This window comes from Ornithinimicrobium carbonis (assembly GCF_977012275.1).
This window is the reverse complement of record NZ_OZ348993.1, coordinates 3,678,752-3,695,760: the sequence shown is the minus strand read 5'-3', so window position 1 is coordinate 3,695,760 and position 17,009 is coordinate 3,678,752. Positions and strand designations below refer to the sequence as shown.

General features: G+C 72.3%; 14 protein-coding genes. 7 read left to right on the top strand and 7 right to left on the bottom strand.

The window, feature by feature from the left end; translation table 11 throughout:
* Positions 1-44: 44 nt before the first annotated feature.
* Positions 45-401: a DUF202 domain-containing protein gene (locus tag ACWHYA_RS16905; protein ID WP_425940311.1), complete on the bottom strand. Its 357-nt coding sequence runs from the start codon at positions 399-401 to the stop codon at positions 45-47.
* Positions 401-766, bottom strand: a complete 366-nt coding sequence (locus ACWHYA_RS16900; RefSeq protein WP_425940313.1) for a YidH family protein — start codon at positions 764-766, stop codon at positions 401-403. Before ACWHYA_RS16900 ends, ACWHYA_RS16905 begins: the two co-directional genes overlap by 1 nt.
* A 349-nt stretch (positions 767-1,115) precedes the next feature.
* Between ACWHYA_RS16900 and sqr the strand changes: the two genes are divergently transcribed.
* The 4 genes from sqr (at position 1,116) to ACWHYA_RS16880 (ending at position 4,759) form a co-directional block, all read left to right on the top strand.
* Positions 1,116-2,354 (top strand): type III sulfide quinone reductase, selenoprotein subtype, encoded by a 1,239-nt coding sequence (gene sqr, locus ACWHYA_RS16895; protein WP_425940315.1) that lies wholly within the window; start codon positions 1,116-1,118, stop codon positions 2,352-2,354.
* Between the two features lie 8 nt (positions 2,355-2,362).
* Entirely contained in the window at positions 2,363-2,677 is a 315-nt protein-coding gene (locus ACWHYA_RS16890) for a TusE/DsrC/DsvC family sulfur relay protein (protein ID WP_425940316.1), read from the top strand.
* A 31-nt stretch (positions 2,678-2,708) separates the two neighbouring features.
* Complete coding sequence (locus ACWHYA_RS16885) at positions 2,709-3,362, top strand: DsrE/DsrF/DrsH-like family protein (protein ID WP_425940317.1); 654 nt, start codon at positions 2,709-2,711, stop codon at positions 3,360-3,362.
* A gap of 287 nt (positions 3,363-3,649) precedes the next feature.
* Positions 3,650-4,759: a PLP-dependent cysteine synthase family protein gene (locus ACWHYA_RS16880; RefSeq protein ID WP_425941014.1), complete on the top strand. Its 1,110-nt coding sequence runs from the start codon at positions 3,650-3,652 to the stop codon at positions 4,757-4,759.
* 170 nt (positions 4,760-4,929) lie between these two features.
* On the opposite strand, the gene ACWHYA_RS16875 is transcribed toward ACWHYA_RS16880, so the two are convergent.
* The 4 genes from ACWHYA_RS16875 to ACWHYA_RS16860 form a co-directional block, all read right to left on the bottom strand.
* On the bottom strand, positions 4,930-5,352 hold the full coding sequence (locus ACWHYA_RS16875; protein ID WP_425940319.1) for a VOC family protein: 423 nt from the start codon (positions 5,350-5,352) through the stop codon (positions 4,930-4,932).
* A gap of 253 nt (positions 5,353-5,605) precedes the next feature.
* Positions 5,606-8,404, bottom strand: coding sequence for an HNH endonuclease signature motif containing protein (locus ACWHYA_RS16870; protein ID WP_425940321.1), 2,799 nt, complete (start codon positions 8,402-8,404; stop codon positions 5,606-5,608).
* A gap of 340 nt (positions 8,405-8,744) precedes the next feature.
* A complete protein-coding gene (locus ACWHYA_RS16865) occupies positions 8,745-9,308 on the bottom strand; it encodes a DUF421 domain-containing protein (protein ID WP_425940323.1) in 564 nt (187 codons plus the stop codon).
* A 117-nt stretch (positions 9,309-9,425) separates the two neighbouring features.
* Positions 9,426-9,746: a putative quinol monooxygenase gene (locus ACWHYA_RS16860; RefSeq protein WP_425940325.1), complete on the bottom strand. Its 321-nt coding sequence runs from the start codon at positions 9,744-9,746 to the stop codon at positions 9,426-9,428.
* A gap of 382 nt (positions 9,747-10,128) precedes the next feature.
* Between ACWHYA_RS16860 and ACWHYA_RS16855 the strand changes: the two genes are divergently transcribed.
* Positions 10,129-11,319, top strand: coding sequence for a DUF445 domain-containing protein (locus ACWHYA_RS16855; protein WP_448095624.1), 1,191 nt, complete (start codon positions 10,129-10,131; stop codon positions 11,317-11,319).
* Between the two features lie 66 nt (positions 11,320-11,385).
* Positions 11,386-11,871 (top strand): hypothetical protein, encoded by a 486-nt coding sequence (locus tag ACWHYA_RS16850; RefSeq protein WP_425940328.1) that lies wholly within the window; start codon positions 11,386-11,388, stop codon positions 11,869-11,871.
* Here ACWHYA_RS16850 and ACWHYA_RS16845 read toward each other — a convergent pair.
* On the bottom strand, positions 11,797-12,288 hold the full coding sequence (locus tag ACWHYA_RS16845; RefSeq protein WP_425940330.1) for an SRPBCC family protein: 492 nt from the start codon (positions 12,286-12,288) through the stop codon (positions 11,797-11,799). The genes ACWHYA_RS16850 and ACWHYA_RS16845 overlap by 75 nt on opposite strands.
* Positions 12,289-12,841: 553 nt before the next feature.
* Here ACWHYA_RS16845 and hrpA point away from each other — a divergent pair.
* Positions 12,842-16,972: an ATP-dependent RNA helicase HrpA gene (gene hrpA, locus ACWHYA_RS16840; RefSeq protein ID WP_425940332.1), complete on the top strand. Its 4,131-nt coding sequence runs from the start codon at positions 12,842-12,844 to the stop codon at positions 16,970-16,972.
* The last annotated feature ends 37 nt before the right edge of the window (positions 16,973-17,009 follow it).

The following is a 17,009-nucleotide window of genomic DNA, read 5'->3' as shown; positions in this document are numbered from 1 at the left end:
AGCGCAGAAGCTGCACGGAGCTGGGCGCCGGGCTGTCATGCCTCTCAGCGCAGAAGCTGCACGGACGCGCTGATCAGCTCGCCCAGCGCGAGGGAGGCGGTGACCACGGTGACGACGGCGGGCACCTTCCCGTCGCTGAGGATCCGGTTGAACTGGGGCTCGTCCGGATGCGTCCAGGAGTAGCGCCCGCTGCGCAGGGTCACGCTGACGACCCAGGCGGCCAGCGCCGCCGCGACGAACGCCGGCAGGAGCACCGTCGGTCCCAGGGTGGTCATGGTCAGCCGCCCCACGGTCAGGGCTCCCACGACCAGCGCCAGACCGGTCCGCCTCCAGGCCAGCGCGGTGCGCTCCTGCTGCAGCCCGGGGTCGCGGGTGAGGCCGCCGGCAGCGTCCTCGCCCATCAGGCCCGCAGCAGGCTCGCGACGAGCAGGACGACGCCGGCGACCCCCACCCCGACGACGACGACGATGCCGGCGGCGTTGCCCGGGAGCGGGGCACCGGTGCGCATGGCCTGCTCGGTGTGCACCCACCCGCGCCACGCGTGGTAGGCCGCCGCGAGCCCGGTGAGCGCGAGCACCGCCGCGAGCGCGGCCTGGGCCCGGTCGTCGATCCGCAGGGGGAGGGCGTCGACCGCGGCGGCCACGGCGAGCAGGGCCAGGGAGGTGCGGATCCAGGCGAGGAAGGTGCGCTCGTTGGCCAGGCTGAACCGGGGGTCCGGCTCGTCGCCGGAGCCGTAGACGGAGCGGGGCCAGCGGGAGTAGGGCACGGTGGTGATGGTAGGCGACGGGGTCCGTGAGGGGCCTGCCGCCCGTCCTGCCACGGCTCTTCCTGGATCGCCCAGCCACCTCCTCGTGCGTCCCCGACCCCACCGCTCCGCGGGTCCCCGACCCCAGCGCTCCGTGGGTCCACGACCCCAGCGCTCCGTGGGTCCACGACCCCAGCGCCCCATGGGTCCACGACCCCACCGCTCCGTGGGCCCCCGACCCCACCGCTCCGTGGGTCCCGAGCCCACCGCTCCGTGGGCCTCGACCCACCGCACAACACCACTACCTAGTGTCGTAAGTCACGTCCTCCGAATGGGGTAAACCGATACCCGCAGGGGTATCGTTGAGGGCATGAACACACTCCTGATCCTGGGGGCTGGAACGGCCGGGACCATGGCCGCCAACCACCTTCGTTCGACCCTCGACAAGGACGCCTGGTCGATCACGGTGGTGGACCAGGACACCGAGCACCGCTACCAGCCCGGATACCTCTTCATCCCCTTCTGGATGAAGCCCGAGCGGGTGGTCAAGGACCGCCGCGACCTCATCCACGACGGCATCGAGTTCGTCGAGGCCGGCATCGCTCGCGTGCACCGCGAGGACCGCCAGGTCGAGCTGGTCGACGGCCGCCGGCTGTCCTACGACTGGCTGGTCATCGCCTCCGGCACCCGTCCCGACCCGACCCTCGTCGAGGGGATGGCCGACGGCTCGCTGTGGCGGGACAAGGTCCACGAGTTCTACACCTACGAGGGGTCGGTGGCGCTGAAGAAGTCGCTCGCCGAGTTCACCGGCGGCCGCATCCTCGTGCACATCACCGAGATGCCGATCAAGTGCCCGGTGGCCCCGCTGGAGTTCGCCTTCCTGGTCGAGGACCACTTCCGCAAGCAGGGCATCCGGCACAAGGTGGACATCACCTACGTCACCCCGCTGGACGGGGCCTTCACCAAGCCGGTGGCCTCCGAGGAGCTGGGCGGGCTGCTCAAGGACCGCAGCATCCGGCTCGCGCCCGACTTCGCGGTGGAGCGGATCGACAACGAGGGGCAGAAGCTGGTGGCCTACGACGGGCGCGAGCTGCCGTTCGACCTCCTGGTCACCATCCCGCCCAACGTCGGCCAGCAGTTCATCATGGACTCCGGGCTGGGTAACGACGCCGGTTTCGTCCCGGTCGACAAGCACACGCTGCGCTCGGTGGTCGACGAGCGGATCTTCGTGCTCGGCGACGCCAGCGACATCCCCACCTCCAAGGCCGGGTCGGTCGCGCACTTCGCCACCGAGGAGTTTATCGACAACTTCGTCGCCGCCACCGAGGGCCGGGAGCTGCCGAACTCCTTCGACGGTCACGCCAACTGCTTCATCGAGTCCGGTCGCGGCCAGGCCATGCTGCTGGACTTCAACTACGACACGCAGCCGCTGAAGGGCAGCTTCCCCGTCCCCATCGCCGGGCCGATGACGCTCCTGAAGCCCTCGCGGGTCAACCACCTGGGCAAGCTCGCCTTCGAGCAGATCTACTGGAAGATGCTGCTCCCCGGTCACAAGCTGCCCGTCACCAGCCACATGTCGATGGCCGGCAAGCGCCAGCCGAAGGAGTGAGAGCCCCGATGCCCACCAACACGCTCAACGACCGGACCTTCGAGGTCGACGCGGAGGGGTTCCTGACCCGCCGCGACGACTGGAACGAGGAGCTCGCCGCCGACCTGGCCGCGCTCATCGGGATCGAGCTGTCCGAGGACCACCTGGCCACCCTGCGCTTCATGCGCGAGGACTCGGCCGTCACCGGGGTCACCCCGACGCTGCGGCGCATGCAGACCGTCGGCGGGTTCGACATCAAGACCCTGTTCGCCCTGTACCCCGGCAAGCCGGCCAAGAAGATGGCCTGGCTGTCCGGTCTGCCCAAGCCCGTCGGCTGCGTCTGAGCGACCGGATCGACGAGGAGGAGAGCCACCCATGAGCACCACGACCACCACCCGCACCACGCCCCCCGCGGGCTTCATCATGCCGGACTTCGGCGACAAGGGCCGGGCCGCGCCGGTGTCCACCAACGGGACCACGGGAGAGGCGACCGCCACCGAGAGCGCCGGCGGCACGTCATACTCTGGGCCGCGCAAGATGGCCTTCATCTGCTCCAAGGGCAATCTGGACATGGCCTACCCGGCGCTCATCATGGGCAACGCGGCCCTGGGCGAGGGCGTGGAGGTGCACATCTTCTTCACCTTCTGGGGCCTGGACATCGTCAACACCAAGACGAACGACAAGCTCAAGTTCACCCTCTCGGGCAACACCGCGATGCACATGCCCGACCTGGGCCGGCTCAAGCCGGGCATGGAGCACGTCTCGATGCCGCAGGCGCTGGGCAACCTGCCCGGGATGACCGGCTTCGCCACGAAGATGATGAACAAGCAGATGGAGGAGCAGGAGATCCCGACGATCCCCGAGTTCCTCGACCTGCTGCAGGCCTCCGGCGCGCACATGTACGCCTGCCGGTTGACCTACGACATGATGAAGCTGCTCGAGGCCGACCTGCACCCCGGCGTCGAGGGTGTCATCAGCGCCGGCGACTTCATCGACATCGCCGAGGGAGCCCAGGTCGTCTTCGTCTGAGGACCATCCCCAGCCCGCCGCCGCCGACCCGTCCCTGCCCGGTCGGCGGCGGCGCTGTCGTGGCTGCCGTGAGGTCCTGTCGGATCCGCGGCCGTGCCGTCGTGGTGCCGTGAGGCCCTGTCGTCCTCGGCCGTGCTGTCGTGGCCGCCGTGAGGTCCTGTCGGTCCGCGGCCGCGCCGTCCGGTCCGGCTGCCTGCTCCGCTAGCGTCGTCCGTGTGAGCACCAAGGCCCGCCCCACGACAGCTGCGCACGCACCGCATACCCCCACCCCGCCGCATATCCCTCCCGTGCCGAAGGCCCCTCCGGCCGCCGTCGTCGACCGCAGTCCCCGCCGCCCGCACGACCGGGCCTGGATCGACGAGGCGGTGCGCCGCCTGAAGGCGGATGCCAACCGCAGCGCCGACACCCACCTGATCGCGCTGACGATGCCGGCGGGGTGGGACGTGAGCGTCTACCTCAAGGACGAGTCGACCCACCCGACGGGGAGCCTGAAGCACCGTCTCGCCAGGTCCCTGTTCCTCTACGCGCTGTGCAACGGGGCGATCCACGAGGGGACCACGGTGATCGAGGCCAGCTCGGGCTCGACGGCGGTCAGCGAGGCCCACTTCGCGCAGATGCTCGGACTGCCGTTCGTCGCCGTCATGCACCGCGACACGAGTCCCGAGAAGATCGCGCTCATCGAGCGGGAGGGTGGCAGCTGCCACCTCGTCGACGACGCGGGGGAGGTCTACGACGTCGCCCGGGAGCTCGCGAGCCGGTACGACGGCTACTACATGGACCAGTTCACCTACGCCGAGCGGGCGACGGACTGGCGCGGGAACAACAACATCGCCGAGTCGATCTTCGAGCAGATGGCGCTGGAGCCGTACCCGGTGCCGGAGTGGATCGTCGTCGGGGCCGGGACCGGGGGGACGTCGGCGACGATCGGCCGGTACGTGCGCCTCCGCGGACACCGCTCGCGGCTGTGCGTGGTCGACCCGGAGGGCTCGGCGTTCCTGCCCACCTTCGCGGGGGAGGAGGTCCCGCCACAGTGCGGGTCACGGATCGAGGGGATCGGCCGGCCGCGGGTGGAGCCCAGCTTCGTCCCCGCCGTGGTCGACCGGATGATGGGGGTGCCGGACGCGGCGTCGGTGGCGGCGATGCGGTTCCTCCAGGAGCGGACGGGACTCTGGTGCGGTCCCTCCACCGGCACCGCGCTGTATGCGGTGATGCGGCTGGCGTGCGAGATGCGGGCGGAGGGTCGGGCCGGGTCGATCGTCACGCTGCTGTGCGACGGCGGGGCGCGGTACGGACGGACCTACGGGGACGACCGGTGGGTGGTCGATCACGGCTGGGACGTGCAGCCGTACCTCTCGGTCATGGCCAGGGCTTGGGACGAGGGGGAGTGGACGGGTTGAGGTAGGGGGTGGGGTGAGGCAGGGGGTGGGTTGAGGACAGCCGCCCGGGTGGTTCGTTGTCGACCCGGAATCGGACGGGGTTGGCCGGGGGCGGTCGGTGGGGTCCGTTGTCGACCGGGTCCGGCGAGATCAGACGGGGCCGGTCGGTGGGGCGTCCGCTGCTGAACGGGTCAGGCGGCCTCGTCGCCGCCGATGTTGACCATCCAGCGGATGCCGTACGCGTCCGTGCACATGCCGAAGTGGTCTCCCCACGGCGCCTGGGTCAGGGGCAGGTCCGCCGTCCCGCTCGTGCTGAGCCGCTCCCAGTATCCGCGGAGCTCGATCTCGTCCTCCGCCGGTCCGCTCAGCGAGATCTGCACGTTGTCTCCGACGGTGACCTCCATGCCCGGTGGGGTGTCGGACGCCATGAGGGTGAGGCCCTCGTCGGTGACGAGCATCGCGTGCATGACCTGGTCGGCGGTGGCGGGGTCCTCGCCCATGCCGGACGCGCCGAACGTGTCGATGGTGAGATGCCCGCCGAAGACGGTGCGGTAGAACTCCATCGCCTCCCGTGCGTTGCCGGTGAACGAGATGTACGGGTTGAGCGTCGTCATGATCTCTCCTGGTCTCGGCGCGCGCCGGAGCATCGGCGCCGGGTGGTTCCTGACACGGTCCTCCTCAGGTCAGGTGTGCACAAGCCCCCGGGGAGGAGAAGAGGGGGAGCTCCCCACCGGTCCTGACGCTCGAGCGCCCACCTGCGCAGCGTCCGTCTGCCGTTGTGACCTGGTCTGCTGGCGGGGGAGGACTGACAGGACGGGCCGGTTGAGATCGTGCGGTTCCTGCCCGCCGGCGGCCGCCTGTCCGCCATCAGAAGGGTGGGGGTCCGTAGGTGCGCTTACCCCAGGGGTTGGCGGGTCCGTCGGGGCCGTTCGTCGCCGTCGGGTCGTCGGTGGACGGGGCTCCCTCATGGTCTGCCGAAGCATCGGTCTGCGGCGTGGTGGGGGTGGTGGTCGTCCAGGTGGTGGGGTCCAGGGACTGGTGGGTCGGGGTGGGCCAGGCAGGTCCGGAGGTGAGGTCGGCGTCGGTGGTCGGGGCCGGGGGTCCCCAGCGGCGTCGACCGTCGGGGTCGGTGTGGGTGAGGGTGGTGGCGGCGTCGGCGGTGAAGACCTGGTCGGTGTCGCCGCGAGCGTGGCCGGCGCGGCCGCCGTCGTGGTGGGGTCGGTGGTAGGGGTTGTCGTAGGGGGTGAGGTCTTCCTCGGCGGTGGGGAGGGGGTCGGTGGGTGCGCGGTGGCACAGGGCGGTGTAGATGGCCTGGTCGATGGCCTCGGCCCGGGCGGTGCGGGGGTCCTGCCCGCCGTTCGCGCCGGCCGCGCCGGTGGTGGTGGCCTGGGCGGTGGCGTGGTGGACGGTGGCGATGGCGGTGTTCAGGAGGGTGGTGTAGGCGCGGTGGTCGCGGACCCGGGTGGCGTAGATGCGTCCTAGCAGGGTCTGCCAGGTGAGGTTGCGGTGGGCGTCGATGGTGGCGTGCCAGTGGCGGGCGGTCTTGAGGTCGTGGTGGGTGGTGCACAGGCATTCCAGGTTGCACAGGGTGGTCGCTCCGCCGGTGGCGTGCTCGTGGACGTGGTCCAGCTGGGCGTAGATCGCCGCTCGGGTGCAGCCGGGGGCGCGGCAGGTCCCGTCGGCGGCGATGGCCTGGGCGCGCATGTGCGCATCGGGCTGGTAGGCGGTGGTGGAGCGTTCCACGCACCGCCCGTCCAGGGGGTCGACCACGAGCCGGTGCAGGGTGGTGCCCGGGGTCAGGGCCAGGTCGGCGATGTCGGTGGCGTGCAGGAACGCGGGGGTGGTGCCGGTCGCCTCGGCCACCGCGAGCAGCATCTCCTGCCCATCGCCGGGTGGGTGCGCCCCGGGTGGGGCGGTCCCGGGCGGCGTGGCCGTCGCCGGTGGTGGGGTCGTGGGTCGGGGTGGTGGTGCGGCGGGGCAGGGGCTGGTGGTGCACCGGTGGGGGTGCTCGTGCCCGCTGCCGCTGTCGCTGCCGGTGCTGCTGTCGCTGCTGGTGGTGGTGCCGGGGAGGAGGTGCCAGGGGAGGATGACGTTGAGGGTGGCGGCGGGCAGGCCTTCCAGGATCGCGGCCAGGGCGGTGATGTGCTCCACGCTGACCTGGTCGGGGTCGGTGGGCGCCTGGGGCAGGTTCAGGGTGCCGTGCAGCAGCAGGGCGGTGGCGGTGTCGGCGCGCAGCTGGGCCAGGGTGCGGGTGTCGCCGTCGCGGCGGGCGGTGCGGGCGGCGGCGTGCAGCCGGTCGATGAGGGCGGTGGCCTGGGTGGGGGTGGCGGTGATGGTCACGGTGGCGGTGCCGTCGTCCTGGATGCGGGCGGTGGTGTCGCGGGCGGCGCGGGCGCCTGCCCGGGCGGCCCGGGCGGAGGTGTCGTCGCCGCGGGTGAGCTTGGCGGTCTCCCGGTCCAGGGCGTGGTGGTAGGCCCGGTGTCCCCAGGGCAGGGTGGACACGGTCCCGGTGGGGGTGAGGCGCTCGGTGGCGACCCGGTCGGGGTCGGTGCCGAGCATGACGTGGGCCAGGTGGGCGGTGTCGGCCACGTCCAGGCCGGCGCCGTGGGCGGTGCGCCAGCAGCGGCGCACCAGCCGCCACGGCACGGTCCCGGACCCCAGCGCGTCCAGGACGGGGCCGGTGATGGCGGGTGGGGCGGTGGCCAGGGCGACCAGGTCGCGGGCCTCGCCGATGCCCCACCCGGACGCTGCGGACAGTTCGTGCGCGGTGGCCGAGCGGGACCGGGCGGCCCACCGGTCCCGGGCGGTGGGGGACAGCTCGGCCGGGTCGGTGGCGCCCTTTCCCGCCAGCAGCAGGGCGGCGTTGGCCGTGGCCAGCTGCCCGGTCGCGACCACCAGCGCCCCTTCCAGGCGCGCGCCCAGGTCCAGGAGATCCTCGATCCGGTCCAGCACCGCCTGCCCGGCCCGCCGGGCCGCACCGGCGTCCGGGACACCCACCCCGCACTCACCGCCCTCGCCCGGACCGGCTGCGTGCCCACGGACAACACCGTCAGCGTGGCCGTCGGCGTCGGCGCGGCGCCGCTCCTGACTGCCCGTCGCGCCCGCCCCGTCGGTAGGGCGGCTGGCGCGGGTCGTGGTCGACGGGGCGATCTGCGCCAGCGACCGGCCGGTGCGGACCGCGGCCAGGGTCGTGGCCGCCGAGGACAGCAACGCCACCGACCCCGCATCCAGACCCATCTCGGACAACACCGCCCGCAACCGCACCTCCACCGGCTCACCAGGACCCGAACTCACCGGCACGGAGTGGAAGGCACTCTCCGAGGCCTCCGGCCCGCGGTCCTCCAGGATGCCCGCCGAGGTGCCGTCCTGGGCGTGCGGCCCGGCGTGGTCCTGGGTCTCTTGCGTGCCCGGTCCGGGGACCGCCGAGGGGGTGGCCCCGGTCGGTTCGTGCAGCTCCGGCCGGGGGTCCACGTCACGGGCAGCGTCCGGTCCCGCCTGGGCGGGGATGGTGCTGCCACCACCGGTCCGGGGGCCATCCATCTCCACCATGACCCGGGCCCGGGTCAGCGCCACCGAGGGCACGAAGCAGAGCAGGCCCAGCATGACCTTTTCCAGCGGGGAGTCGCCCGGCCTCTCCTGCCCAGCCGGCTGCACCGGTGCCCTCATCGCGACCTCCCTCCCCAGGTGCGGACCGTCGCTGCGCTCCAGGCCCTCTCGATGCACCCCATGTTAGGACACGTGTACGACATACCCGCGTCTCCAGACCCACCCTGTGCATCCTCGGGGTCGCGCCCCCGAGGATGTGGGGGCCGACATCTCGGCAGCTCCGCAGCTCCGCATACTCGCACCGCACGTGCACGGACCCTCGGCTCTCCTCCCCGGAGCTGCCGGCGCGCATCACCGACGACCTCACGGGCACGACCCCGCACCCCTTCCGGCGCTGCCCTCGAGCCGACCTGGATCAGTTCTTCGAATCGTTCCCCGCCACGCCTCGGGAGAAAAGGTGTCAGGCCTTTCCGTCGTCCGGCTGCGGCAGTCCCGGCACGTCCGCTGCCTCGTCCGCCAGGCCCGGGACGTCGGCCAGGGCGGACCCGTCGCCCAGGCTCTCTGTCGTGATCACGCTCAGCGATCCGTCCGGCTCGAGCGTCACGGCCGCGACCGATGCCAGCGACCCCGACCCGCTGGTCCGCACCGCCTGGAGCACCTCCGAGGGCGCCACCCGGCTGCGTCGCAGGGCATCCTGCAGGAGCTTCCCGTCCCGCAGCACGAGGGTCGGTTCCGCCGTGACGAACCACCGGCTGCGCGGCCAGGTCGAGGTGACCTTCGCCATCACCCACTGGGCGCCGACCAGCAGCAGGATCCCCGTGGCCACGGACGCCCAGCTGGTCGAGGGATCCAGGACCCCGGTGGCCAGCAGCGACCCGATCGAGACGGTGACGACGAAGTCGAACGCGTTGAGCTTGGTCAGGGTCCTCTTGCCGGTCGCGCGCAGGAGGACTACGACCGTCAGGTAGCAGGCAAGGCCCACGACGAGAACGGCGTACAGGTCGGACCAGCCGGTCAGCCACATGGGATCTCCTCCGATCGTCGATACCCGCTCGGGCCAGGGTTGTGGGCGAGGCTCACGGGCCAGCGTGCCCTATTCAGCGGCCAGCGTGCCCTGTCCAGCCACGAGGCGCGCGACGGGTCACTCGACCCGGATCTCACCCATCTCGTCCCACCCGTCGCCCTCGACCTGGCGGGAGACGATCTTCGGCGTGGCGGTGAGGTACTGCGGCCACTCGCGCCCCACCTTGGCGAAGTGCTCGGACTGGACGTGCGGACCGGCGCCGTCGTCCTCGAACGCCTCCACCAGCACGAACTCGTGGGGATCCTCAAGGCTGCGGGACCACTCGAACCACTTGTTGCCCGGCTCCGCGCGGGTCGCCTCGGTGTACTCCCGGACGATCTCCGGCCACCGGTCCGCGTGCTCGGGCTTGACGGGGAACTTGACCACGATGAAGTACATGTTCCGATCCAACCACCCCGGACAGGAGCGGGTATGCCGTGGGGCGGGGCGCGCACGGGCATCCCGTTGGACGAGCCGCGCACGCGTATGCCGTGGTCGCCCGCCCACGGGCGTGCCGTTGGACGAGCCGCACGCGTATGCCGTGGGCGGGTGGCGCTGGTGCGGGACGCGGGGTCTGTCGTCCCGACGGAATACGGTGGTCCTGCGCACAGGTTGATCCACCGGCACCACCGCACACCCCGGACCGCACGAGCGACCGGACACGAAGGGGACACGAGCAGTGACGCTGACCACCGAGCGGGCCGAGCCTCCACGCACTCCGTCGAGCCCCGTCACCCGCACGACCGTGACCGACGAGCAGCGCCGTGCAGGGTTGCGCCGCATGCGCGGGGTTGCCACCGGGCTGCTCGTGCTCATGGCGGTGATCTGGGTGCTGACGCACGGGCGGGACGGGTTCTGGGGTTACGTCAACGCCGCCTCCGAGGCGGGGATGGTGGGGGCGATCGCCGACTGGTTCGCGGTCGTCGCCCTGTTCCGCCACCCCCTGGGGCTGCCGATCCCGCACACCGCGCTGGTCCGCCGGCGCAAGGACGAGCTCGGTGACAGTCTCGAGCAGTTCGTCAGCGACAACTTCCTCACGCCCGAGGTGCTGCGCGAGAAGATCCTGGACGCCCGCGTCATGCTGCGGCTGGGCGAGTGGGTCGCGCGGCCGGAGAACGCCGAGCGGGTCGTCGGTGAGGCCTCACCCTTCCTGCGGCGGCTCGTCGAACGGGTCGACGAGCACGAGCTGCGCTCCCTGGTCGACGACGTCCTGATCCCGCGCGTGCGGCGCGAGGACCTGTCCCCGCTCGCCGGGCACCTCCTCGAGCGGGTCGTCGAGGAGGGCGCCCATCACGGTCTGGTCGACCTGGCGGCCCGCGAGCTGCACGCCTGGCTGGCGCTGCACCAGGACGAGGTCGAGATGATCGTGCGCTCCAGGGCACCGCTCTGGTCACCGACCTGGGTGAACGACCAGGTCACACGACGCGTCTACCAGGAGGTACTGCGCTGGGCGCGGGACATCAAGGACGATCCCCAGCACAACGTCCGCGCAGCGATCGACTCCTACCTGGCCGAGCTCGGTCACGACCTGCAGGAGGATCCGCGCACGGCCGACCGCTTCGAGCGGCTCAAGGAGCGGCTGCTGGACCACCCGCAGGTCAGCGACACCGCGGTCCGGCTCGGGGAGACCCTGCGCAGCTCGATCCTCGAGGCGCTCGACGACCCCTCCGGCCACCTGCGGACCCGGATGGAGACCGAGCTGAGGGCCTTCGGCGAGCGGTTGCAGCAGGACGAGGCGCTCAGGGGCCGGCTGGAGGAGTGGACGGCCGACACGGTCGTCTCGCTGGTGGCCAGGTACGGCCCTGAGATCACGTCGGTCATCTCCGGCACGATCCGCCGCTGGGACGCGGCCGAGGCCTCGGACAAGATCGAGCTGCACGTGGGACGGGACCTGCAGTTCATCCGGTTGAACGGCACCGTGGTGGGCGCCCTCGTCGGACTGCTGATCCACACGGTCTCGCAGCTGCTCTGACCGGCACCCCGGGGCGCTGTGGAAAACCCGGAGGGCGGTCCGGCGTTTCCGGGCAGGCTCGACCGCATGAGCTTCCACGACCTGCCCCAGGACTGGCCCACCCGATCCCTCGCCGACCCCGACCTGGCGGTCGACGTCCTCGACCTCGTGGTCACCGACCGTGACCGGATGCCCGGAGGCCTGAGCTTCTTGCTGTGCCGCGGCGACGGCCGGCTCAGTCAGCCGGTGTTCGTCGGCAGCATCCCCCACGCGGCGGCCATGCGCGAGACCGTCAGCAGCACCGTGCTGACCGCCGTGACCCTCCCCGGCGTCGGCGGCCTCGTGGTCGGCATCGTCAAACCGTGGGGCGGGGTCGACGACTCCGACCGCGCGCTCCACGAGCACATCCTCCAGATGTGCCGTCAGGCCGACCTCCCGCTCCTGGGGACCTGTGTGGTGACCGGCACCGGCATCTACCACCTGCCGGTCGCGGTCGACCTACCCGCGGCTCCTGGCCGCGGTCAGGACGAGGGCGGACGGACCGGGCGCGACCGGGCCCAGGGGGCGGCGTGACTGCTCCGCCCGGAGGCCCACCTGCTCGGCCATCGAACGCCACGCGTCGGTGCTCCGCACCCAGCGGGCGCTCTCCCACGGTCCGACCACCTGGTGGAGCACGTGCAGCGTGGTCCCCGCAGCCGTCTCCTCGAGCTCCACCTCGAGCATCCCCGTGACGCCGGAGGGGAGGCCCATCCGTCCTCTGACCTCGAGGTAGCCCGAGCCGCACCATCCCGTGACGGTGCCCCAGGGCCGAAGGGTCTCCTCCTCGAGCACCCGGCCGCCGACGAACGGCTCCAGCAGGGCCGACACCGCACCGCGGCGGCTGATCGTCGACCACCACGCGGAGACGTCCTCGGTGAGGGTGCGCCAGACCTGCTGCGGCGAGGCGTGCACCAGGACCTCGTGGCCGGTGCGGAAGGTCGCTGCTGTCATGGTGCCTCCTGGGCCGGGCGGGAGAGCGGGTCATGGTCGACGCTAGGCGGCGCGTGTTGCGCTCCCGTCTCCGTCATGTTTCCGGCGTGAAAATCTCTCGCGACGGGTGCGTCGGCCCGAGAGTGGTCCTCCGTCCGGTCAGGGCCGTCGACGGCGGTCACCCGGTGTGGGTCACCCGGGTCGTAGGGTGACGAGGCGGAACCCGGTTGCTGCCGCTCGTAGAGTGGAGGGCGTGCCCGAACCCACCCCATCGTCGCCCCGGCCTGGTCGCGACGGGACGGACGGGGGCACGGACGCGCCGGGCGGACGTCGGTCGAGAGGTCGGGGGAGGGCGCGCTCCCGTCGTCCCGAGCGCGCCGGACACGATCCGCGCCCCGAGCGCGACGGACGCACCCCTCGCCCCGAGCGCGACGGACGCGCCCCTCGCCCCGAGCAGGACGGACGCAGCCCCCGCCCCGAGCGCGACGGACGCACCCCGCGCCCCGAGCGCGACGGACGCAGGACTCAGCCGGACCGCCGCGGTGCGGAACGGCATACCCGACGGCAGGAGGCGGTGGCCGCCCGCCGGGCCGCGCTGCCCGCACCCGAGGCGCTGCACTATCCGCCGGAACTGCCGGTCAGCGAACGTCGCGACGAGATCCGCGCCCTGATCCGCGACCACCAGGTCGTCATCGTGGCCGGCGAGACCGGGTCCGGCAAGACCACCCAGCTGCCCAAGATCTGCCTCGAGCTCGGCCGCGGCGTCGAGGGGATGATCGGGCACACCCAGCCCCGACGGATCGCCGCCCGTTCGGTCGCCGAGCGGGTCAGCGAGGAGCTGGGCACCGAGCTGGGGACGCTCGTCGGCTACCAGGTGCGCTTCACCGACACCTCGCGGCAGGACACGTTGCTCAAGGTCATGACCGACGGCATCCTGCTCGCCGAGCTGCAGCGCGACCGGATGCTCAGCCGCTACGACACCCTCATCATCGACGAGGCGCACGAGCGCACCCTCAACATCGACTTCATCCTGGGCTACCTGCGCCAGCTGCTGGTCCGGCGTCCCGACCTGAAGGTCGTCATCACCTCCGCGACCATCGACGTCCACCGCTTCGCCGCGCACTTCGCGGACGCCGACGGGCGGCCGGCGCCGGTCATCGAGGTCTCCGGGCGCACCTACCCGGTCGAGGTGCGCTACCGCCCGCTCCTGCGCGAGGGTCCCCCCACCAAGCAGGGTGAGGCGACCTGGGTCGAGGTCGACCAGGTCACCGGCATCTGCGAGGCGGTCGAGGAGCTGTGGACCGAGGGGTCCGGCCGCGACGGTGCGGGGGAGGACATCCTCGTCTTCTGCTCCGGCGAGCGCGAGATCCGCGACGCCACCGACGCGCTGGAGGGTATGCAGCTTCCCGGCACCGAGGTGCTGCCCCTGTACGGGCGGCTCTCGGCGGCCGAGCAGCACCGGGTCTTCGCCCGGCACCAGGGCCGTCGGATCGTGGTCTCCACCAACGTCGCCGAGACGTCGCTGACCGTTCCCGGGATCAGGTACGTCATCGACACCGGGACCGCCCGGATCAGCCGCTACTCCCAGCGACTGAAGGTGCAGCGGTTGCCGATCGAACCGATCAGCCAGGCCAGCGCCAACCAGCGGGCGGGACGCTGCGGGCGGCTCGCGGACGGGATCGCCATCCGGCTCTACAGCCAGGTGGACTTCGAGTCGCGGCCGGAGTTCACCGACCCCGAGATCCTGCGGACGAACCTGGCCAGCGTCATCCTCGCGATGACCAACCTGGGGCTGGGGGAGATCGAGCGGTTCCCCTTCATCGAACCGCCGGACTCGCGTCAGGTCGCCGACGGCGTGCGGCTGCTCACCGAGCTGCAGGCGATCGACCCGGACGCGCCCGCCCACCTTCCGCGCAAGCGGATCACCCCCTACGGCCGGGCCATCGTCGCGCTGCCGGTCGACCCGCGGCTGGCCCGGATGCTCGTCGAGGCGGAGAAGAACGGGGCGCTCAAGGAGGCCCTGGTCATCGTGGCGGCCCTGTCGATCCAGGACGTCCGCGAACGCCCCGTGGACCAGCAGGAACGCGCCGACCAGCTGCACGCCCGGTTCCGCAAGGCCGGCGGCGTGCCGCGCGACGAGGCGAGCAGAGGCTCCGACGCAGCTGCCTCGAGCCACGGCCCCGGGGGTGCCGGGGGTGCCGGGGGTGCCGGGGGTGCCGGTGGCGCCGGTGGTGCCGGGGGGAAGCGCCCCGTGCGGGTCCAGGGAGCCGACGGCCGCGGACCGAAGGGTGGTTCGGGGGGCGGCCGGGGGGCGGATCCCTCCGACCGTGTCGACTCCGACTTCCTCGTGCTCCTCAACCTGTGGCGATACCTCCAGCGCCAGCAGAAGGACCTCTCCGGCAGCGCCTTCCGGCGGCTCTGCAAGGCCGAGTTCCTGCACTACCTGAGGGTGCGCGAGTGGCAGGACCTGCACACCCAGCTGCGCCAGGCCACCAAGAGCCTGGGCCTGCAGCTCAACGACCACCCGGCGGACGCCGACCGGATCCACCAGTCGCTCCTGGCCGGCCTCCTCTCCCACGTCGGCCTCTACGACAAGGAGAAGCGCGACTACCAGGGCGCGCGCAACGCCCGGTTCGTCCTGCAGCCCGGTTCGGTCCTGCACCGCCGCAACCCCGAGTGGGTGATGACCGCAGAGCTCGTGGAGACGACCCGGCTGTGGGCCCGCACCAACGCCGCGATCGACCCGGCCTGGGTCGAGGCGTCCGCCCAGCACCTGGTCAAGCGGAGCTACAGCGAGCCCCGCTGGTCGCGCTCGGCGGCCGCCGCGGTGGCCGACGAACGGGTGACGCTGTACGGCATACCCCTCGTCGCTGACCGTGCCGTCCCCCTGGGGCGCACCGACCCCGAGACCGCGCGCGACCTCTTCATCCGCACCGCGCTGGTCGAGGGCGACTGGGACACCCGGCACGACTTCTTCCACGCCAACCGGCGTCTCGTCGCCGAGCTCGGCCAGCTGGAGGCGCGGGCGCGTCGGCGCGACATCCTCGTCGACGACGAGACCCTCGTGGAGTTCTACGACCAGCGCATCCCCGCCGACGTCGTCTCCGGCGCGCACTTCGACACCTGGTGGAAGCAGGCGCGACGCACCCAGCCGCACCTGCTGACCTTCACCGAGCAGCTCCTCGTCCACGAGGAGCACGCCGACGCCGTCCGGGGGGACGACTTCCCGACGAGCTGGACCCAGGGGGAGCTGACCTTCCCGCTCACCTACCAGTTCGAGCCGGGCGCGGACGCCGACGGCGTGACGGTGCACCTTCCCGTCGAGGTGCTCAACCAGGTGCAGGACGACGGATTCGACTGGCTCGTCCCGGGCATGTACGAGGAGCTGGTCACCGCCCTCGTGAAGGCGCTGCCCAAGGACGTGCGCCGCAACTTCGTGCCCGCCCCGGACCACGCGCGCGCCGCGCTGAGGGGTATGCGGGAGGCGGGCACCGTCGGGACCGTGCCCGTCGACGAGGCGCTGGCGCAGGAGCTCACCCGCCGGGGACTGGTGCGGGTGCGCGCCTCCGACATCGAGTGGGAGCGGGTGCCCGACCACCTGCGGATGACCTTCCGGGTGGAGCGCGCGGTGCGCCCGGACGGCCCGGACCAGCAGAGGCAGAACAGGTCCGGACACGGTGGCTCCGGTGGCGGCAGGGGACGCGGACGGCAGAGGGGACGGGTGGAGGTGCTGGGCGAGGGCAAGGACCTCGCCGCGCTGCAGGAGCAGCTGGCCGGCCAGGTCCGCACGACCATGGCGGCGGCCGCGTCCGGTGTCGAGCGCGCCGGGCTGACGAGCTGGCCGGCCGACCTGGACCCGCTGCCCGAGGCGTTCTCCCGCCAGGTGGGACCCCGTGTGGTGCAGGGTTTCCCGGCCCTCGTCGACACCGGTGCCGCCGTGGACGTGCGGGTGCTGGCGACCCGTTCGGAGGCCGACCGGGAGACCACCCGCGGCATCCGACGGCTCCTCCTGCTCAACACCACCCCGCCGTGGAAGCGGCTGCTCGCGCTGCTGTCCAACGAGCAGAAGCTCGCGCTCGGTCACAACCCGCACGGCTCTGTCCCCGCCCTGCTCGAGGACGCGCTCGCCGCGGCCGTGGACTCCGTGGTCGCCGACCTGGGAGGGGCCTCGGGGGTGCGCACGCCGGCGCAGTTCGAGACGGCGCTCGTGGCGGTGCGGCAGCAGTCGGTGCCGCGGGTGCTGGAGATCGTCGAGGCCCTCGTGCCGATCCTCGACACCGCACGCCAGGTGTCCCTGCGGCTGCAGCGGCTCACCACGCCGGCGGCCGCCGACATGGCGACCGACCTGCGACGTCAGCTGGACCGGCTGGTGCGGGCGGGGTTCGCCGCCGAGGTCGGGTACGCCCGCCTTCCCCGCATGGTCGTCTGGCTGCGCGGGATGGCCGAACGGCTCGACAAGGGCGTGCAGGACCTGCCCCGGGACCGGCAGCGGATGGACGACGTCCATGCCGTGGAGGAGGAGCTGACGGCGTTCCTGGACAAGCTGCCCCCGCACCGCAGGCAGGACCCCGACGTCCTCGACATCGTGTGGTCGGTGCAGGAGCTGCGGGTCTCCCTCTTCGCCCAGCGTCTGGGCACCGCCGGGCCCATCTCGCCCAAGCGGATCTTCGCGGCGATGGACGCTGCCGAGGACGCGACCCTCTGACGGCCCGACGTCCGAGGGACCCCTGTGCCAGGGTGGG

Bases quoted from the DNA above. Each gene is read 5' to 3' on its own strand.
- ACWHYA_RS16905 (WP_425940311.1), bottom strand. From the start codon at position 401: ATGGGCGAGGACGCTGCCGGCGGCCTCACCCGCGACCCCGGGCTGCAG.
- sqr (WP_425940315.1), top strand. From the start codon at position 1,116: ATGAACACACTCCTGATCCTGGGGGCTGGAACGGCCGGGACCATGGCC.
- ACWHYA_RS16890 (WP_425940316.1), top strand. From the start codon at position 2,363: ATGCCCACCAACACGCTCAACGACCGGACCTTCGAGGTCGACGCGGAG.
- ACWHYA_RS16885 (WP_425940317.1), top strand. From the start codon at position 2,709: ATGAGCACCACGACCACCACCCGCACCACGCCCCCCGCGGGCTTCATC.
- ACWHYA_RS16875 (WP_425940319.1), bottom strand. From the start codon at position 5,352: ATGACGACGCTCAACCCGTACATCTCGTTCACCGGCAACGCACGGGAG.
- ACWHYA_RS16870 (WP_425940321.1), bottom strand. From the start codon at position 8,404: ATGAGGGCACCGGTGCAGCCGGCTGGGCAGGAGAGGCCGGGCGACTCC.
- ACWHYA_RS16865 (WP_425940323.1), bottom strand. From the start codon at position 9,308: ATGTGGCTGACCGGCTGGTCCGACCTGTACGCCGTTCTCGTCGTGGGC.
- ACWHYA_RS16860 (WP_425940325.1), bottom strand. From the start codon at position 9,746: ATGTACTTCATCGTGGTCAAGTTCCCCGTCAAGCCCGAGCACGCGGAC.
- ACWHYA_RS16855 (WP_448095624.1), top strand. From the start codon at position 10,129: ATGCGCGGGGTTGCCACCGGGCTGCTCGTGCTCATGGCGGTGATCTGG.
- ACWHYA_RS16850 (WP_425940328.1), top strand. From the start codon at position 11,386: ATGAGCTTCCACGACCTGCCCCAGGACTGGCCCACCCGATCCCTCGCC.
- ACWHYA_RS16845 (WP_425940330.1), bottom strand. From the start codon at position 12,288: ATGACAGCAGCGACCTTCCGCACCGGCCACGAGGTCCTGGTGCACGCC.